Origin of the sequence: Shewanella aegiceratis (assembly GCF_019457495.1) — a bacterium.
Lineage (GTDB): Bacteria > Pseudomonadota > Gammaproteobacteria > Enterobacterales > Shewanellaceae > Shewanella > Shewanella loihica.
On record NZ_CP080416.1, the window covers coordinates 665,004 to 680,657 of the forward strand.

At 53.5% G+C, this 15,654-nt stretch carries 13 protein-coding genes; 6 read left to right on the forward strand and 7 right to left on the reverse strand.

Going from position 1 to position 15,654, the window contains the following annotated elements:
- The first annotated feature begins 10 nt into the window (after positions 1–10).
- The gene (locus tag K0H80_RS03020; protein ID WP_011864400.1) at positions 11–211 is read left to right on the forward strand and encodes a YheV family putative zinc ribbon protein; all 201 of its coding nucleotides are present in this window, start codon (positions 11–13) and stop codon (positions 209–211) included.
- Between the two features lie 51 nt (positions 212–262).
- Here K0H80_RS03020 and K0H80_RS03025 read toward each other — a convergent pair whose 3' ends face one another.
- Complete coding sequence (locus K0H80_RS03025) at positions 263–574, reverse strand: hypothetical protein (protein ID WP_220073044.1); 312 nt, start codon at positions 572–574, stop codon at positions 263–265.
- 100 nt (positions 575–674) lie between these two features.
- A complete protein-coding gene (locus tag K0H80_RS03030) occupies positions 675–2,597 on the reverse strand; it encodes a methyl-accepting chemotaxis protein (protein ID WP_220073045.1) in 1,923 nt (640 codons plus the stop codon).
- Positions 2,598–2,871: 274 nt separating this feature from the next.
- Between K0H80_RS03030 and K0H80_RS03035 the strand changes: the two genes are divergently transcribed.
- From K0H80_RS03035 to K0H80_RS03050, 4 genes are all read left to right on the forward strand, one after another.
- Positions 2,872–4,281: an MFS transporter gene (locus K0H80_RS03035; RefSeq protein ID WP_220073046.1), complete on the forward strand. Its 1,410-nt coding sequence runs from the start codon at positions 2,872–2,874 to the stop codon at positions 4,279–4,281.
- Between the two features lie 225 nt (positions 4,282–4,506).
- Complete coding sequence (gene dbpA, locus K0H80_RS03040; RefSeq protein WP_220073047.1) at positions 4,507–5,913, forward strand: ATP-dependent RNA helicase DbpA; 1,407 nt, start codon at positions 4,507–4,509, stop codon at positions 5,911–5,913.
- An 806-nt stretch (positions 5,914–6,719) separates the two neighbouring features.
- Positions 6,720–7,484: a hypothetical protein gene (locus K0H80_RS03045; RefSeq protein ID WP_220073048.1), complete on the forward strand. Its 765-nt coding sequence runs from the start codon at positions 6,720–6,722 to the stop codon at positions 7,482–7,484.
- 855 nt (positions 7,485–8,339) lie between these two features.
- Entirely contained in the window at positions 8,340–8,993 is a 654-nt protein-coding gene (locus tag K0H80_RS03050; RefSeq protein ID WP_220073049.1) for a methyltransferase domain-containing protein, read from the forward strand.
- Between the two features lie 24 nt (positions 8,994–9,017).
- Here K0H80_RS03050 and K0H80_RS03055 read toward each other — a convergent pair whose 3' ends face one another.
- Positions 9,018–9,437: a GFA family protein gene (locus K0H80_RS03055; protein WP_220073050.1), complete on the reverse strand. Its 420-nt coding sequence runs from the start codon at positions 9,435–9,437 to the stop codon at positions 9,018–9,020.
- A gap of 191 nt (positions 9,438–9,628) precedes the next feature.
- Entirely contained in the window at positions 9,629–11,116 is a 1,488-nt protein-coding gene (locus K0H80_RS03060) for a DEAD/DEAH box helicase (RefSeq protein WP_220073051.1), read from the reverse strand.
- Between the two features lie 272 nt (positions 11,117–11,388).
- Here K0H80_RS03060 and K0H80_RS03065 point away from each other — a divergent pair, with 272 nt between their 5' ends.
- Positions 11,389–11,724, forward strand: a complete 336-nt coding sequence (locus K0H80_RS03065) for a DUF3622 domain-containing protein (RefSeq protein WP_011864411.1) — start codon at positions 11,389–11,391, stop codon at positions 11,722–11,724.
- A 62-nt stretch (positions 11,725–11,786) separates the two neighbouring features.
- Here K0H80_RS03065 and nrfD read toward each other — a convergent pair whose 3' ends face one another.
- Genes nrfD through phsA form a run of 3 tightly spaced genes read right to left on the reverse strand, consistent with a single transcriptional unit; the run spans position 11,787 to position 15,592 of the window.
- Entirely contained in the window at positions 11,787–12,728 is a 942-nt protein-coding gene (gene nrfD / locus K0H80_RS03070) for an NrfD/PsrC family molybdoenzyme membrane anchor subunit (RefSeq protein WP_220073052.1), read from the reverse strand.
- Entirely contained in the window at positions 12,725–13,297 is a 573-nt protein-coding gene (locus K0H80_RS03075; protein WP_011864413.1) for a 4Fe-4S dicluster domain-containing protein, read from the reverse strand. The genes nrfD and K0H80_RS03075 overlap by 4 nt, the downstream gene beginning before the upstream one ends.
- A gap of 12 nt (positions 13,298–13,309) precedes the next feature.
- Complete coding sequence (gene phsA / locus K0H80_RS03080) at positions 13,310–15,592, reverse strand: thiosulfate reductase PhsA (protein WP_220073053.1); 2,283 nt, start codon at positions 15,590–15,592, stop codon at positions 13,310–13,312.
- Positions 15,593–15,654 lie beyond the last annotated feature (62 nt).

Sequence of the window (15,654 nt, forward strand, 5' to 3'; positions counted from 1 at the left end):
TGAGTCAAGCGTGAGTAGAGTCAGAGTCAAGAAGCGTTTCGTTGCCGGAGCCAAGTGCCCCAAGTGTCATGCCCAGGACAGCATAGTGTTGTTTAAGGAGCAGGGAGTTGAGACGGTCGAGTGCGTCGAGTGCGATTACCGAGAGCAGCAGGCCGAGGCCGAGGTGGCCAAGCAGGCCACAGGCGCAGTTATCGGGGTGTTTAAGCCCTAACGCTATTTAGGCGTGAAAAGCCTAGTCGTGAAAAACTTAGTCGTGAAAAAGTTAGTCGTGAAAACCCTGTTGTAGAAACAGGTGGCGGGTCTGATTGAAGCGCGCCTCATCGGCGAGGATGAAGTCGATCGCCAGCTGGGCATTTTCCTGTCTGAACTTCTCCGTCTTGGCGATCTCATATTCGTTCATCACTATGTTCATCGCCTCCACAGTCCATTCGCATTCCCCCTGGCCTATGCAGACCTCGTCGGGATCATAATGGGTCACCATCCAGTCCTGTAACTCTTCGTTATCTATCTTGCCCTGCTGCCAGGCGGTGAGCTGGTCGATGAGTTGCTGTTTGCTGATGTTGGCTTGGCTCATTTTCTGTGTGTCTATTGTTTGGGGGATAAGTGGCACACATGATAGCGATAAAATCGCTTTTATACGACGGCGCCGAGATTATTGCCCGGCGCCTTCGAGATTAAAACTTAAAGCGAGACACCAGTTCGTTGAGTTGTACCGCCATCTCTCTCAGATCGCTACAATCGAGTGAAGTCTGGCGAACCACGTCACTGCTGCTGCGTGAGATATCGGCAATAGCTGTGACATGGGGATTGATTTCACCAACAACGTTGGACTGCTCTTCCGTCGCCGTGGCGATCTGCATACTCATCTCGCTCATGGCCTGAATGTTTTCGGCGATACTGTGCAGGTGTTCGCCTGAGAGGCTGGCTTCCTGTTGGCTCTGTTGACTCTGGTTTGTACTCTGGCCGATGGCGTTGACCACCTCGGTCGTTTTCGCCTGTAGCTTCTCTATGATGTGACGAATATCTTCGGTAGAGGCATGGCTGCGAGAAGCCAGTGTGCGGACTTCATCAGCCACTACCGCAAAGCCGCGGCCCTGTTCGCCTGCTCGTGCAGCCTCGATTGCTGCGTTCAGTGCCAGCAAGTTAGTCTGTTCCGACACGCCGCGGATCACCTCAAGCACAGTGTCGATGGAGCTGGCATCTTCTGCAAGTTGAGATACCGTCTCGCTGGTGGTCAGTAGCTGCTCACTCATGCTTGCTACTGAGGCTATGGTATTTTGTACCGACTGATTGCCCTGATTAACCGATTGGTCGGCGACCTGGGCATTCTCGGCGGCATTGTTGGCGCTGCTGGCGATCTCTTGGGCTGTCATGCCCATCTCGTGAATGGCGGTTGCCACTTGCTCTATCTTGCTGACCTGATCGTTGATCTCATGCTCCATATGTTTAGCTTGATTGTCGATCCGCTCGACCGCCTGAAACAGATCGTTGGCTGTTGCCGATACGCTTTGCAGTGTCTTACTGAGATAGGTGACAAACTGGTTATAGCTGGCAGCCATGCTGCCGGTCTCATCCTGACGACTGTCGTCCAGTCGCAGCGAGAGGTCGCCCTCTCCCTCACCAATGCTTTTCAGCATGTCTGCAAGCTCGCCAAAGGGAGAGATAAGGCGGTTGATCAGCCTGGCGCTGGTGAACATGATAATGGCGGCCAGTACCAGCCCCATCAGTGCCAGTTGCCAACTGGCTTGATTGATGGTGCCAAATAGCTCGTCTTGTGGGACCTCGGCAATAAGATACCAGCCGATTGAGGGAATGTAGCGACTGGCGACTAGGGTGTCGACACCATTGTTATCATATTCCGAGGTGGCAAAGGTCTGCTGAGACAGCAATGCTTGCGGATCTTTGATGCCCAAGGCACTCAGTTGCTTGCCGGCAAACTGGCTTTGGCCGTGGATCTTTATCTGGCCATTGCCGTCGGTAAGATAGACGCGTCCCTGTTCACCTATCTTATATTGTTTGATGTTGTCGGCCAGACTGTTGAGTGACAGCCCTACGCCCGCTACACCGCTCGGCTTTCCCTCTATCTGTACTAGATAGTTGATAAACAGGGTGGGTGTTTGGTTGAGATCGTCGACATCGATACTCAAATCGTAATCTTTACCGCTACCTAAGAAGCGATAAAACCAGGCATCTCTATCGTCACTTGGAGAGACAGTTTTAAAGAGTCCTTCATGGGTGAAGTAGCGTCCCGTGGTATTAGAGACCAGAAAGGCGGTAATGGCGCCAAATCGCTGCCGAATATTGGCGAGGGAAGCGATAAGTGTTGCCTGGCTCGCTTCGGGTTCACCTTGACGTATCATGGCCTGATATTCGAGGTTATTGGCCATCACTTTGGAAACTGTAATCGGCATCAATAACTGGGCGTCAATATCGTTGGCGACCTCACCTAAAACCGCTGGTAATTCTCGGTTTAGGGTGCTGTCGAGAATGATCTCCCGACTATTGGACATTGCATAGAGGCTGATCAAAAAGATGGATAACACGACAGAGGCCAGGGTGGCGAGTACGACTTTACGACGGATGTTGAGTTTTAACATTAGCATCTCTCCTAATCTGACCTAAGTATAGGAGACTATGATGAATCTGCAGGTGAGAAATACATTTAGAAGTTGCTGATATTTAATGGCTAATCGATAGATTTCAGTATGGAGAACTAGGCTCGTCCTGTAGAGGAGTGCATTTAGTTGTTACGGTCTTTCAGTGAGTTTGTCGCCCACTTTTGCCAAAAATTGATCCCCATCATGACGCTAAGGTTGCGTCTGGGCGCGGCTCGGGGTAGTTTGAGGTGTTTTTTTGCCTGGAAGACTAAAAATGAATAATAACTCTAAGTCCACAGAGGCGCCGCGCTTCCCCAGAATCTTCTGGATCGCCAACGGCGTCGAGCTGCTCGAACGAGCGGCCTATTACGGTGTGTTCATCGTTATCACCCTCTACCTGTCACGTATTCTCGGTTTTAGCGACGTCGAAGCCGCCTGGCTGGCGGGCTCTTTCTCGGCCGGCCTCTATTTTCTGCCCACCTTCAGCGGCGCTTTGGCCGACAAGATAGGCTTTCGCGGCGCCCTGTTGCTGGCGTTTGGCCTGTTAACCATAGGCTATGCTTCCTTGGCGATATTCCCTGCGCTTATTGAATCTCAGGGGCTGGTGGAATATGGCAAGGAGACCATATATCACGGCCTTAAGGAGGCGGATATTCGCTGGGCGATCGTGCCTATTCTGGTCGTCATCATGATAGGTGGCTCCTTCATCAAGGCGGTGATCACAGGCACTGTGGCGCTATCGACCACGGCCGAGACCCGCGCCAAGGGCTTCTCTATCTTCTACATGATGGTCAACATTGGCGCCTTCTCGGGTAAGACAGTGGTGAAGCCGCTGCGTGAATCCATGGGCGACCTGGGTCTGATTAACCTAAACTACTTCGCCGCCACCATGACGCTGATCGCTTTCTTTAGCATCATGCTCTTCTTCAAGAGCACGGAGGAGAACCGCTCCGGCAAGAGCCTGGGTGAGATCTGGCAGGCGCTGCTCAAGGTGCTGTCTAATGGTCGATTGATAGCCCTGATTCTAATCATCACAGGCTTCTGGATGGTGCAGCATCAGCTCTACGCCACCATGCCAAAATATGTGCTGCGTATGGCCGGTGAGGGCTCATCACCGTCTTGGTACGCCAACGTCAACCCTCTGGTGGTCTTCCTCTGCGTCAGCTTCGTCACGGGTATGATGGCCAAGCGCAGCGCGCTGACCTCTATGACGGTGGGGATGTTTATCATGCCGGTATCGGCGCTGCTGATGGCCTCGGGCAACATGTTTGCCGGCAGTGAGACCATCTTGGGCATGCACCCCATCGCCGCCATGATGATCATAGGCATAGTATTCCAGGGCCTGGCCGAGTGTTTCATCTCGCCGCGTTTCCTGGAGTATTTCTCGCTACAGGCGCCTAAGGGCGAAGAGGGTCTCTACCTGGGCTTCTCGCACCTGCACTCTTTCATCAGTTCATTGCTGGGCTTTGGTCTGTCGGGTTACCTGTTGGAGGCCTACTGCCCAGATCCACGTAACTTTAGCGACCACGCCGCCTGGGTAGAGGCTTCGGCACATGCTCACTACATCTGGTATGTATTTGCCGCTATCGCCAGCGTGTCGGCGGTGTCACTCATCATCTACGGCGCCGTGATCAAGCGTATCGATGCCAAGAATGATACCGATGCCGAGATGGCTACCGCCTAGCTGATTAGCTAAAGTTTGGTTGGTTTAACCCTGAATGCCGTCGCGATCCTTCGCGGCGGCTTTTATTTTATTCCCCGTCTAATTGGCGCATTGCCGCCCGATTGCTGCTATAATCGCCGCCATATCCACGCACGCCCTTGAAGATTCATCGGCTGCTGCCATCACATAGCTTTATTTGTGCCTGATCTAACTCAGTTTTTCTCGGCACAGCATTAGGAAATTACCGTGAGTCAATCTGACGCTACTACGCCAAGCGGGGCTTTTGACAGTCTGCCGCTTAACCCCGCTTTGCTCGATACCCTGAAATCTATCGGCTTTCACCAGATGACGCCTATTCAGGCCCAGAGTCTGCCGGCGATCCTCAATGGGCAGGACGTCATAGGTCAGGGCAAGACGGGCTCGGGCAAGACGGCCGCCTTCGGTTTAGGCCTGCTCAACAAGCTGGATGTGAAGCGTTTTCGTATCCAGACGTTAGTGCTTTGTCCTACCCGTGAGCTGGCGGATCAGGTGGCGGCGGAGCTGCGCACCCTGGCGCGCGGTATCCATAACATTAAGATCCTCACCCTATGTGGCGGCGTGCCCATGGGGCCGCAGATAGGCTCGTTGGAACACGGCGCCCACATTATCGTCGGCACGCCGGGTCGTATCATAGATCACCTGGACAGAGGCCGCTTGGATCTCGACAACGTCGATACGTTGGTGCTGGATGAGGCGGATCGCATGCTCGAGATGGGCTTTCAGCGTGAGCTGGACGCCATCATGCAAGAGGTGCCCCGCGAGCGTCAGACCCTGCTGTTTAGCGCGACTTTCCCCGAGCAGATCCAGAGCCTCAGCGAGCAGTTTATGATCGATCCCCTCATGGTGAAGGTCGAGGTACAGCACGGCGGAGAGAGTATCGAGCAGCACTTCTACGAGTGCGGTAACAATAACGATCGCATGAAGGCGCTGCAGCTCCTGCTGCTCAAGCATCAGCCCGAGAGCGCCGTGGTTTTCTGTAACACCAAGCGTGAAACCAAGGACGTGGCGGCCAAGCTGACCAATGCTGGCTTCAGCGTGGTAGCCCTGCATGGGGATCTGGAGCAGCGGGATCGCGACCAGATGCTGCTAAAGTTTGCCAACAAGAGCGCCAGCGTCATGGTGGCAACCGATGTGGCGGCCCGCGGCCTGGATATCGACGCCTTAGACATGGTGGTCAACTACCATATGGCCTATGACACTGAGGTGCATATCCACCGTATCGGTCGTACCGGCCGCGCCGGCAGCAAGGGCGCCGCCCATACCCTCTTCAACCATGAAGATGGCTACAAATTATCCCTGCTGGCAGATGCACTTGGCCGCGAGATAGACGGTGAGGCGCTGCCAGGTGAAGCCCTGCTGGACACCATGCCGGCGCAACCCAGAATGGTCACCATTCAGATAGATGGCGGTAAGAAGCAGAAGGTGCGCCCTGGCGACATCCTCGGCTGTCTTACCGGTGACAACGGCATCGAGGGCAGTGAAGTCGGCAAGATCAAGATCACCGAGTTCCGCTCCTACGTGGCGGTGGATCGCAAGGTGCTGCGCAAGGCGCTCAACAAGATTGTGAAAGGCAAGCTCAAGGGTAAGAGTTATCGGGCGTGGGAGTTAAAGTAATTAATCGCGTAATCTAGCGCGGTGATTGGAAAAGGAGCTGACTGAGGTTGGCTCCTTTTTTGTTGTCTGGGGTTTGGCTGGGGATTGGTATTGGGTTAGTTTGTTTGAAGGTTCTACCTTCGTGGAAACTGATTGCCTGCCCGGCGGGTCCTGTTTATCGCGATATTCTATCTCTTTGTTTGATTAGCGTTTGGCAGCATGTTTAGTTGTTGAGAGAGTTTGAAGGTCGACCCTTCATTGTAATCTAGCGCCTGCCCGGCGGAGGAATGTGCAAGCACTCTTTTGGCACGCTGTGAATATATCCCTATACGCTTCACGGCGGCGTCCATGCCGCCGAGAGCCAAAAGCGTGCTTACACCCGTATCTAAACGTCTCTTCGAATTGGCGGTATTGGTGTGTCTAAAGCGTGAAAACTAACTGATTTTTGCCCCAAAAAGAGTTAACAAGTTGTCGGAGGGTCAGTAACGAGCAGACTTTCTGGCCTAGAAATTTTTATCGCTACACCCGCGTGATGTAATTCACTACTCCCCAACCAAAAAACTGGATAACTATACAGTCATATTCAAATCACAAGAGTTTTGAACGATTTTTATCCTGTATTTGTGCGCGTTTTCTCATTTCGGTATAAATAAATGGCTTTAAAATTATATGCTTACAATATTTGTTAAGTAGATAATAGGTTTGGAAAACACGCATGCGCACTAATAAAATGTTAGAGCTATTAAGGCTATATAAACGCAAACAATCTGTTATAATTTTCGAAGTCATATATCACCTATTGTTTATAAAATTATAAGGAAACACCTTTGTTAGGAACTATATTAAATATAATTAATATTAATAAAGAAATACCCAATGCCGTTGGCTACCATCTTTTTGGACCGATAGTTTACAACCCACCAAAAGAGCTTTTGGAAAAGTTAAATAACGAAGATAGAGAACTTCTGACTGATATAAGAACATCGTATATCACTGTGGATAATTTCTCAACGAACGCACAAAAAAATATTCGTATTTTATATTCAGGGGAACTTGAGTTAAAACCAGAGGTAGAATCCCAAAATCGAGATATAACTGTAAATTGTAATGTTAATAAAGATGCAAAAGAAATTACAATAGAAGAAATTCTTCCCGAAGACAGTATAGTTGTTTCAATTCACAACCCTAGTGAAAACTTTGAGTTAAATAATATTTTAATTGGTGACAAAATGATCACCACTACAATGCAAAGATTAGCAAGTGCAAAAAGACGACCATCAATGCTTTGGGTATATTTATTAATGGCAATATCATTTGGGGTAGCTGCATATTCATTTGTTTCAACAAATAATGTGCTAGATGAAAGAAATAAAATAGAAGCACATATGAATAAATTCTATGATCAACTAGGCTATGGTTCTTGTAAACCGTCGATTTTTTATAACCCAGTAGGTAAGGAAAAAGAGCTGGAAAGAGCTTTCAATAAGCTAAGTGTAACAGACCAAAAAAACACCTTGAAACTCAATAATGTTCAATCTTATGAGCAATTAAAATTTAAAGACGAAATAATCTTTTGTGAGTTTATAAAATAGCTCTAACAAAGCATTTAAGAGTGATTCGCAACGCTTGGCGGTTTCGCTTCGCTCAAGTATAGCCAAGCGTCGCTCACACCTTAATGCGGCGTTACTGATCAAATACTCTAACGCGTTTCTGTCCAAAAATAAGTTAGATTGTGCTAGCCACACAATTAACGTTCAATCGAAGAGACGATAGATACTGGTGTAAACACGTTTTTGGTCTTCGAAATCAGGGATGATTTCGTAGAGCCCACAGGGAAGTGCTAGTGGCGTGCCAAAAACGTGTTTGCACATAAGCCTGCCGCAGGCAATTCAAAACCATGAAGGTCAACGCTGCCATCAGCGAAGTAAAAACCTATGCAGCTAAAGGTTACAAGCTAAAAAACCAAAACCTTCATTCGAAGGTCTAAATTCTTTTGTCCAAAAATAAGTCAGCTTGTACGAGTTACACAATCAACCCTAAATCGAAGAGACGATAGAGCCCCAGTGTAGATACGCTAGTGAACTGTCCGTGACAGGGTCGCGTTATGACATCCATGTCATTGCAGCATTCGTGAATCCATTCACATCAGATGTCACGGCATAGTCTATAGGGAACGTACTTGCGGCGTCTCACAAGCGTATCTGCACATGAGCCCCCCGCAGGTGATAAGTACACCATGACACCATGACACCATGACACCATGACGCCATGACTCGACATCCCCAGCTGTATTCGCCCTACCGGGTTAAGAAAGCGTGTGAAACTAGATGAGCTAGGCAGCCGTCAGGGTTAACCTTAGTAAGGTCATTTTGCGTAAGGTAATTTTGCCTTGCTGGGCGTTTTAGTATAGATTCCGCCCTCGTTAATTTATTGGTATGTAAGAAAAAATGAATAAAGATGCCGTTGTCGCGGGTCAGGCGATCTACTCTAAGAGTGTGCTCGCCATCTATGATCTCTGGGTGCTGGGATTTTCCAATCACTATCTGTGGAAGTGTCCTACAAAGCTGATCGCCGAACAGTTTGCCGCCCTGACCTCAGCCAATCACCTGGATGTCGGCGTCGGCACTGGTTACTACCTCAAGCATCATCTGCCCGCGCATACCCGGCGCATCGCCTTGATGGATCTCAATGAGAACAGCTTGGCATCGGCCTCGGCCGTGGTGCGTCATCTCTCCCCCGAGATCTATTGCCGCAACGTCCTGGCGCCGCTTGAGCTGACATGCGATGGCTTCGATTCGGTCAGCGTGAACTATCTGCTGCACTGCCTGCCGGGCATCATGGCAGAGAAATGCGTGCTCTTCACCCATCTCGAATCTGTGATGAAGCCGGGTGCTGTGCTGTTTGGCAGCACAATTCTGGGCACTGGTATCACGCCCAATGCCTTCGCGGCCAGGCTGATGGCTATCTATAACAAGAAGGGGATCTTCTGTAATCAGGCTGACGATATCGACACCCTGACCCAGGCGCTAAGCGCCAGGTTTGATCGGGTCAGCATCAAGCAGGTGGGCTGCGTCGCCCTGTTTAGCGCCGTGAAGCGCTAGAGGTCGTTTCTTTCTAAACCCGCCTCAGCCTTCACTGCGGCTCTGGCGGTATTTGGGGATGTCGTCGTCAATCTTCAGCCAGTCGGGTTGATTGTCCGTGTAGATATGATATCTGGGGGCGATGGCGTTGGCATCGTCCAGGCTGGCGATGCTCAGGGTGTAGTAATCTGGGTAGTCGGTACTGCGATAGCTGATGCTGGTGCCGCACTGCTGGCAAAAGCCACGGCGTATGGTGTCTGAGGAGGCATATTCCTTGGGCGCCCCCTGTAACCAAGTGACCTGATCTGCCTTAAAATCCATCCAGCAGGCGGCCATGGCGCCTGTGCTCTTCTGGCACTGGTTGCAGTGGCAGTAATCGCTATCAAACGGCTGCGCCGACACCTTGTAACGCAGCGCGCCGCACAGGCAGCCGCCTTGTAAATACTGATCGTTCTGTGTCGTCATGCCCGGCTCCTTGTTCGCTAAAGGCTCCCTGTTCGCTAAAGGCCCCTTGCTGTTTAAGGGCTACTGTCGGTAAATCGTCCCGATAAGTCAATGCCGTGGTCATCCGATCGCAACGAAATGCTTAAGTGGGGATATGAAAAAGCCTGTCGGATGACAGGCTTTTAGGCGTTCCTTGTTAAGTGCTAGCTCGACTAATTAGTGGCCGGTTTAGGCGTGCCCTGGCTAGGGCGACGACGTCTGCGACGGCGTGCTGGAGCGTTACCGTCCCTGTGCTCCTGTTTGCCTTGGTTTTGCGCTTGTTGACCTTCGCTCGCAGGCTTGCTTGTACCAGTACTTGCGCCTGTTCGGCGACGGCCCTGATCCCCTTTGTTGCCCTGAGCTTTATCGTCGCGGCGAGGCTGGCCTGCCTTGTCTGAACCCTGGCCGTTGCTTGAACGATTGCTGCTGCGTTGGCCATTGCGTTGGCTGTTGCTTTTAGGCTTAGGGTTACGCGGTCCCTTGTGTTGACCATGGCGCTTAGGCGTCAGATTGGTCTCGGGCAGGGTGTGTGTCGGCTCGAACCCCTCTACTTCAGCACGCGGCAGCAGCTTGCCGATCAGGCGCTCGATATCCGCCAGCAGCTTGGCTTCTTCATCGCTCACCAGGGAGACCGCTTTGCCGTCGGCGCCCGCGCGGCCGGTACGGCCGATGCGATGCACATAATCTTCGGGCACGTTAGGCAGGTCGAAGTTGACGACTTGAGGCAGCTGGTCGATATCCAGACCACGGGCGGCGATGTCGGTGGCTACGAGAACGCGGATGTCGCCCGACTTAAAGTTAGCCAGCGCCTTGGTGCGGGCACCCTGGCTCTTGTTACCATGGATGGCTGCGGCGGTGATCCCTTTGGCCTCGAGATGCTTAGCCAGACGGTTGGCGCCATGCTTGGTACGGCTAAATACCAAGACCTGTTGCCAGTCACCTTGCTGGATAAGCTTGACCAAGGCTGCGGATTTCTTGTTTTTGTCTACCGGGCAGATCAGCTGCTGTACCGTGTTGGCTGTGCTGTTGCGCGGGGTGACCGAGATCTCCACCGGATTGTTCACCAGCCCCTTGGCCAGGGTGCGGATCTCATCGGAGAAGGTGGCGGAAAACATCAGGTTCTGCCGCTTGGGCGGTAAGATGGCGAGTATCTTCTTGATGTCGTGAATAAAGCCCATGTCCAGCATGCGGTCGGCCTCATCCAGCACCAGTGTCTCCAGCTGAGAGAAGCTCACGGCATCTTGCTGATAGAGATCCAACAGACGGCCCGGTGTGGCCACCAGGATATCGACGCCGCGCTTAAGTTGACTGATCTGTGGGCTGATGCCGACACCGCCGAACACTACGGCGCTGCGAAGCGGCAGATGCTGACCATAGGTGGTGACGCTTTCGGCGATCTGGGCCGCCAGTTCGCGGGTTGGCGTCAAGACCAGAGCGCGCACCTGTTTGCTGCGGGCGCGGGGGCCCTGACTGAGTAGTTCCAGTAGCGGCAGGGTAAAGCCGGCTGTCTTGCCCGTCCCTGTCTGCGCCGCCGCCATCACATCTTTACCCGACAATACTGCTGGGATAGCCTGGGCCTGAATGGGCGAGGGGGTTTGATAACCTTTGTCGGCTACAGCTTTGAGTATGGGGGCGGATAACCCCAGGGAGGTAAAACTCATAGATGGATCTCTTGGGCGACGGGGCCGGATAATTGGGAGCCAGCGTGCTGGCGGGCGTGCAGCTTACATTAAGCGATAGCAAAGTGCTATCGAATTCGCCAGTTCTGCTTAGCTGAAAGGGCTAACTTTTTCGTAATTTGTGCGCGCTAATGATTGAGTTTTATCCAGAGGAGACTACAATAGCCGCCTTTCTGACGACAGTGGTATATTAGACCGCTGTTTCCCTCAATGAGCGGCACGTTTGCACTCGAAGATCGAATTAGGAAATTAACATGACACAAAACAAGAAATACGGTCTTCGCGTGAGCGAAGCCGAAGGTAGCTGGACCGCCGAAGTCACCCGTCGTATGACGGCGCGCAAGACAGTGGTGACTAAGGCGCAAACTGGCTTTGCCAGCGAAGCCGAGGCCACCGCCTGGGGCGAAGAGACCCTCAAGGGCATAGTCGATAACCTGATGCTGCGTAACGAGCGCCGTGCCAAGCAGCGCGTCGAGCGTAACGAGGCCGCTGCCGCCAAAGAAGCGGCCGCCGAGAAATGGCGCGCCGAGCGTGACGCCGCCGGCGACAGCGATCTGGATGACGACTTCTTCGACGAAGACGACGAGTAGTCGCCAGTTAAGATAAAAAAAGCCCAGCATCAGCTGGGCTTTTTGCGTTTGTGGAGATGAGATTAGCTGATGTAGCTCTGACCTGCGTAGATCACAAAGTGTCTCAGGGCCAGTACGCCGGTGAGGCTGCAGCAGGCCACGGCTATCATCACGCCCTTGCTGTGACGTGTCTGCGACGGCATCAGCATGGTGAGCAGCGGGATGGCAAAGCCGATACCGACCACGCCGACCCAGAACACGCTGGCCCAGACACCTGTGGTGAGTGACGCCAGCGCCGCCGCGGCCGCACCGCCCTTGAAGTAGAGGGCGCAGAACAGCATGAAGAGGAACATGATCTCGCTCAGCATCACGGGCAGTTCCAGGCCATGCATTTTGTTCAGGTTGGCATCATGGCTGTGGGTGTTAAACATCAGCAGTGCGCCGATAGCATTAGCCGCCGCGCCGGCTGATAGGCCTGACACCAGGAAGAGCGCCGGTAGCACAGCCGTGTTCAGCATAGGGTAGGCGTTCATCGCCGAGATGAGGAAGCCGGTATAGGCGCCCACACCTATGGCTAGCACAAACAGCACAACTTCAATCGCCTTGCGCATCGGCATGATGGCGTTTGCCACAGGAACCAGGAAGCCCAGCTTCCACTTGGCCAGCTCGTCTCTTAGCACGATCAGTGAGTAGGCGATGCCGATCGGCGAGTAGAGCAGCAGCGCCAGCACACCGATAGACATGACAGAGCTGAAGTTGTAGTTGACCAAGATCAGCCAGAACTCAAACGGCTTGGTCAAGTCAAACACCAGACAGGCCAGGCCCAAGGTGATGGCCAGCGGACTGATGATGGCCGCCGCTTTTAAAATCGCGCTCTCCACCGCCTTCTCTTTGCTGTACCAGCGCAGGCCGATACCTATCAGGATAGAGCCCGCCGAGAGACCCGCCATAAACAGGTAGACTGCGATAACCCAGTTCCAGGTGACTGGATCATATTGCGCCATATCGCCCCAGGTATTGTTCATGACTGTATCCCCCCACGTTTCGTTGGAATGCGATAGACCCTAGGCTTGGTCCCCAGATGGGTCTTCTCCTGATAGGTCGCTTTGGTGTTGATGAGTTTGGCTACCTCGCTGCTCGGATCGTTGGCATCGCCAAAGGTCAGTGCATCTGTGGGACACACAGTCACACAGGCGGGCAGCTCGCCGCGGGCCAGGCGGGTGTCCTTACAGAAGTTACACTTGTCGGCCGCCTTGGTTTCAGGGTTGATGAAACGCACCTTGTAGGGGCAGGCCGCCACACAGTACATGCAGCCGACGCACTTATCTTCCTTGATGGAGACCAGGCCATCGTCGCCCACATAGGCCGCACCAGTCGGGCAGACGGTGACGCAGGGGGCGTTCTCACACTGCTGGCAGGAGACGCGGTTATATTTAAAGTGCAGGTGCGGCGCGTCGCCGAAGGGGCCTTCTACGCGCACTTGCAAGCGGGTGACTCCCTCGGGGACGCCATTTTCGCTGCGACAGGCGACGCTACAGGCCTGACAGCCGATGCAGCGATTCTCGTCGTGCACCATTACATATCTTTTACTCATACTGGACTCCTATTAGATCTTGGCTAGCGTGATGCCAGTAGTGTGGATATTCATGCCGCACACGGCCGCGGTTTTGTTGGGTAGCAGGTTACCGCAGTGAACCCCCTTGCAGGTCGCCCTGGCGAGCTCTTTGTTTTTAGATCCAAAGCCCATGTAAGCGAACACGGTATCCTGACGAATACCCGGGGTGACCAGGGCCGTACCCTCTTCGCTGCCGACGCTGCTGGTGAGGCGGATTCGATCGCCGCTGGAAATGCCTAAGCGTCCTGCCGTGATAGGGTGGATCCACACGCCGTTGTCAGACATCAGGTTGGCCAGCATGGGCACGTTGTGGGTGGCACCATTGGTGTGCACCGCCACCTTGCCTTGGATGAAATAGAGCTCGTTGTCCTGTTTGAGTTTGACCTCGCGGTACTTGATCACCCCGCGACCGGCGGCCATCTTCTCCACCTCGTCTGAGCTGAGTTCAATCTTGCCGCTCGGGGTCTTGAAGCTCATGGCGCTGGCATAGGTGCCGTCATCATCTGTAGGCTTGGCATTGGGGTATTGCTTAACGAATGCAGCTACCATGGCGGGTTCGCGCAGCATCAGCGGCTTGCCGTAGCTGACATAACCCTTTTGCTTGATCTCGTTGAAGCGGGCCATGTCGCGATCGACTTGCAGTAGTTGCAGGCTCTCCATGTTCTCCCAGGGGAAGTATTGCCCCAGACCCATCTCGTGGCCTAATTCTTTAAAGATCTGCCAACTTGGCTTAGTGTCGCCTATGGTCTCGACCACACGTTGGCGCACATAGTAGGCCGGGCTCTTGCCCGACTTGTCGGCGATCTCTTCGTCCCGCTCCAGATAGGTGGACTCGGGCAAGATGATATCGGCGTAGGCGGCGGTTTCGCTGATGTAGACGTCGCAGCTGACCACAAACTCCAGCTTCTTCAGGGTCTCGACCACCAGGGCCCTGTCTGTCATGGTCTGCATAGGGTTGGTGCGGCTCATCACCCAGGCCCTGAGCTGATAGGGCTGGGCCTTTAGGGTGGCATCGAGAATGGTTTGATAGATACCGCCGGAAGACCACATCATGGCGTACTGCTCATCCACTTGGTCGATACGCTTGGCCGCAGGCTTAGGCATGCCCTCGACGCCTGGCTTACCCAGGCCGGGGGCGACCTTGTCGCCGGCAAACTTGTTATAGGTCTTGGCCTTCTTACCCAGGTAGAGGCCGCCCTTACGCTCAATGTTGCCGATCAACACGTTGGCGGCAAACAGGGCGCGGCGCATCTCGAACTCTTCTGGGGTGAAGGTGGCGCGGTGACCGAAGTCCACCACGGCGTGAGGCGCCTTGGCGGCAAACTCGTGGGCGATGCGGCGGATGTCCTTGGCGGGTACGTCGCTGATCCCCTCGGCCCACTCAGGGGTATAGGCTTTAACTTCCTTGGCGAAGGCATCGAAACCTTCGACATGGCGCTCGATGAAGGCCTGGTCGTAGAGGTTGTCGTAGATCAGCACATGGCAAAGGGCCAGGGCGACGGTGACATCTGTACCCGGACGTATGGCAAACCACTCGTCGGCCTTGTCGGCCACAATTGAGAAGCGCGGCTCGAATACCACCAACTTGGCGCCCTTGCTCATCTGCGCCTTCATCAGGCCGCGGGTCTCGGACATGTTGATCCCTTCATAGAGATTGTGACCGAAGTTGATGATGTACTTGGAGTTACTTAAATCGCGCTTCACCTTAGTGCCAAACATCGCCTTGGCGGCGATCACATAGCCACCGGGACAGGTGGAGGCGTGGGTGAAGGTGTTGGGTGAGCCGAAGGCCTTGCCCAGGTGGAACAGGTGTCCCGACAATGAGCCGGACTTGGAGGAGAAGGCCACGGCCTCTGGGCCATGTTGCTGCTTTATGTCGTTGAGCTTGTGGGCGATCGTCTTATAGGCCTCTTGCCAGCTGATCTCTTCCCATTTGCCTTCGCCGCGCTCGCCCACCCGGCGTAGCGGTTTAACGATACGCTGTGGATCGTACAGCAGGCTGTGACCGGCACCGCCACGGGCGCACACCTTGCCGCCGAAGGATTTAGCGGCGCTATTGCCCTGGATAAACACATTCTTGCCATCGACGACCCGCGCCGAGATGGGGCAACGTGTCGAGCACATCTCACAGATGCTGGCGACTTCCTTGCCCATACCCTGTAGGGGTTTCTGTTCCAGCGCTGCCAGCGAACCGGGTAATAATGTTGCCAGCGCACAGCTTGCCCCCCCTGCACCGGCACCCTTAATAAACGTTCGTCTATCAAGCTCTATCATGGTTTCCTCCTTCATCTGCCTGGGCAGATGAAATCACACACTGTTATTGGTTTTTGTTCCCT

Bases quoted from the DNA above. Each gene is read 5' to 3' on its own strand.
- K0H80_RS03075 (WP_011864413.1), bottom strand. From the start codon at position 13,297: ATGAGTAAAAGATATGTAATGGTGCACGACGAGAATCGCTGCATCGGC.
- K0H80_RS03050 (WP_220073049.1), top strand. From the start codon at position 8,340: ATGAATAAAGATGCCGTTGTCGCGGGTCAGGCGATCTACTCTAAGAGT.
- K0H80_RS03055 (WP_220073050.1), bottom strand. From the start codon at position 9,437: ATGACGACACAGAACGATCAGTATTTACAAGGCGGCTGCCTGTGCGGC.
- K0H80_RS03025 (WP_220073044.1), bottom strand. From the start codon at position 574: ATGAGCCAAGCCAACATCAGCAAACAGCAACTCATCGACCAGCTCACC.
- K0H80_RS03065 (WP_011864411.1), top strand. From the start codon at position 11,389: ATGACACAAAACAAGAAATACGGTCTTCGCGTGAGCGAAGCCGAAGGT.
- phsA (WP_220073053.1), bottom strand. From the start codon at position 15,592: ATGATAGAGCTTGATAGACGAACGTTTATTAAGGGTGCCGGTGCAGGG.
- K0H80_RS03035 (WP_220073046.1), top strand. From the start codon at position 2,872: ATGAATAATAACTCTAAGTCCACAGAGGCGCCGCGCTTCCCCAGAATC.
- nrfD (WP_220073052.1), bottom strand. From the start codon at position 12,728: ATGAACAATACCTGGGGCGATATGGCGCAATATGATCCAGTCACCTGG.
- K0H80_RS03030 (WP_220073045.1), bottom strand. From the start codon at position 2,597: ATGTTAAAACTCAACATCCGTCGTAAAGTCGTACTCGCCACCCTGGCC.
- K0H80_RS03060 (WP_220073051.1), bottom strand. From the start codon at position 11,116: ATGAGTTTTACCTCCCTGGGGTTATCCGCCCCCATACTCAAAGCTGTA.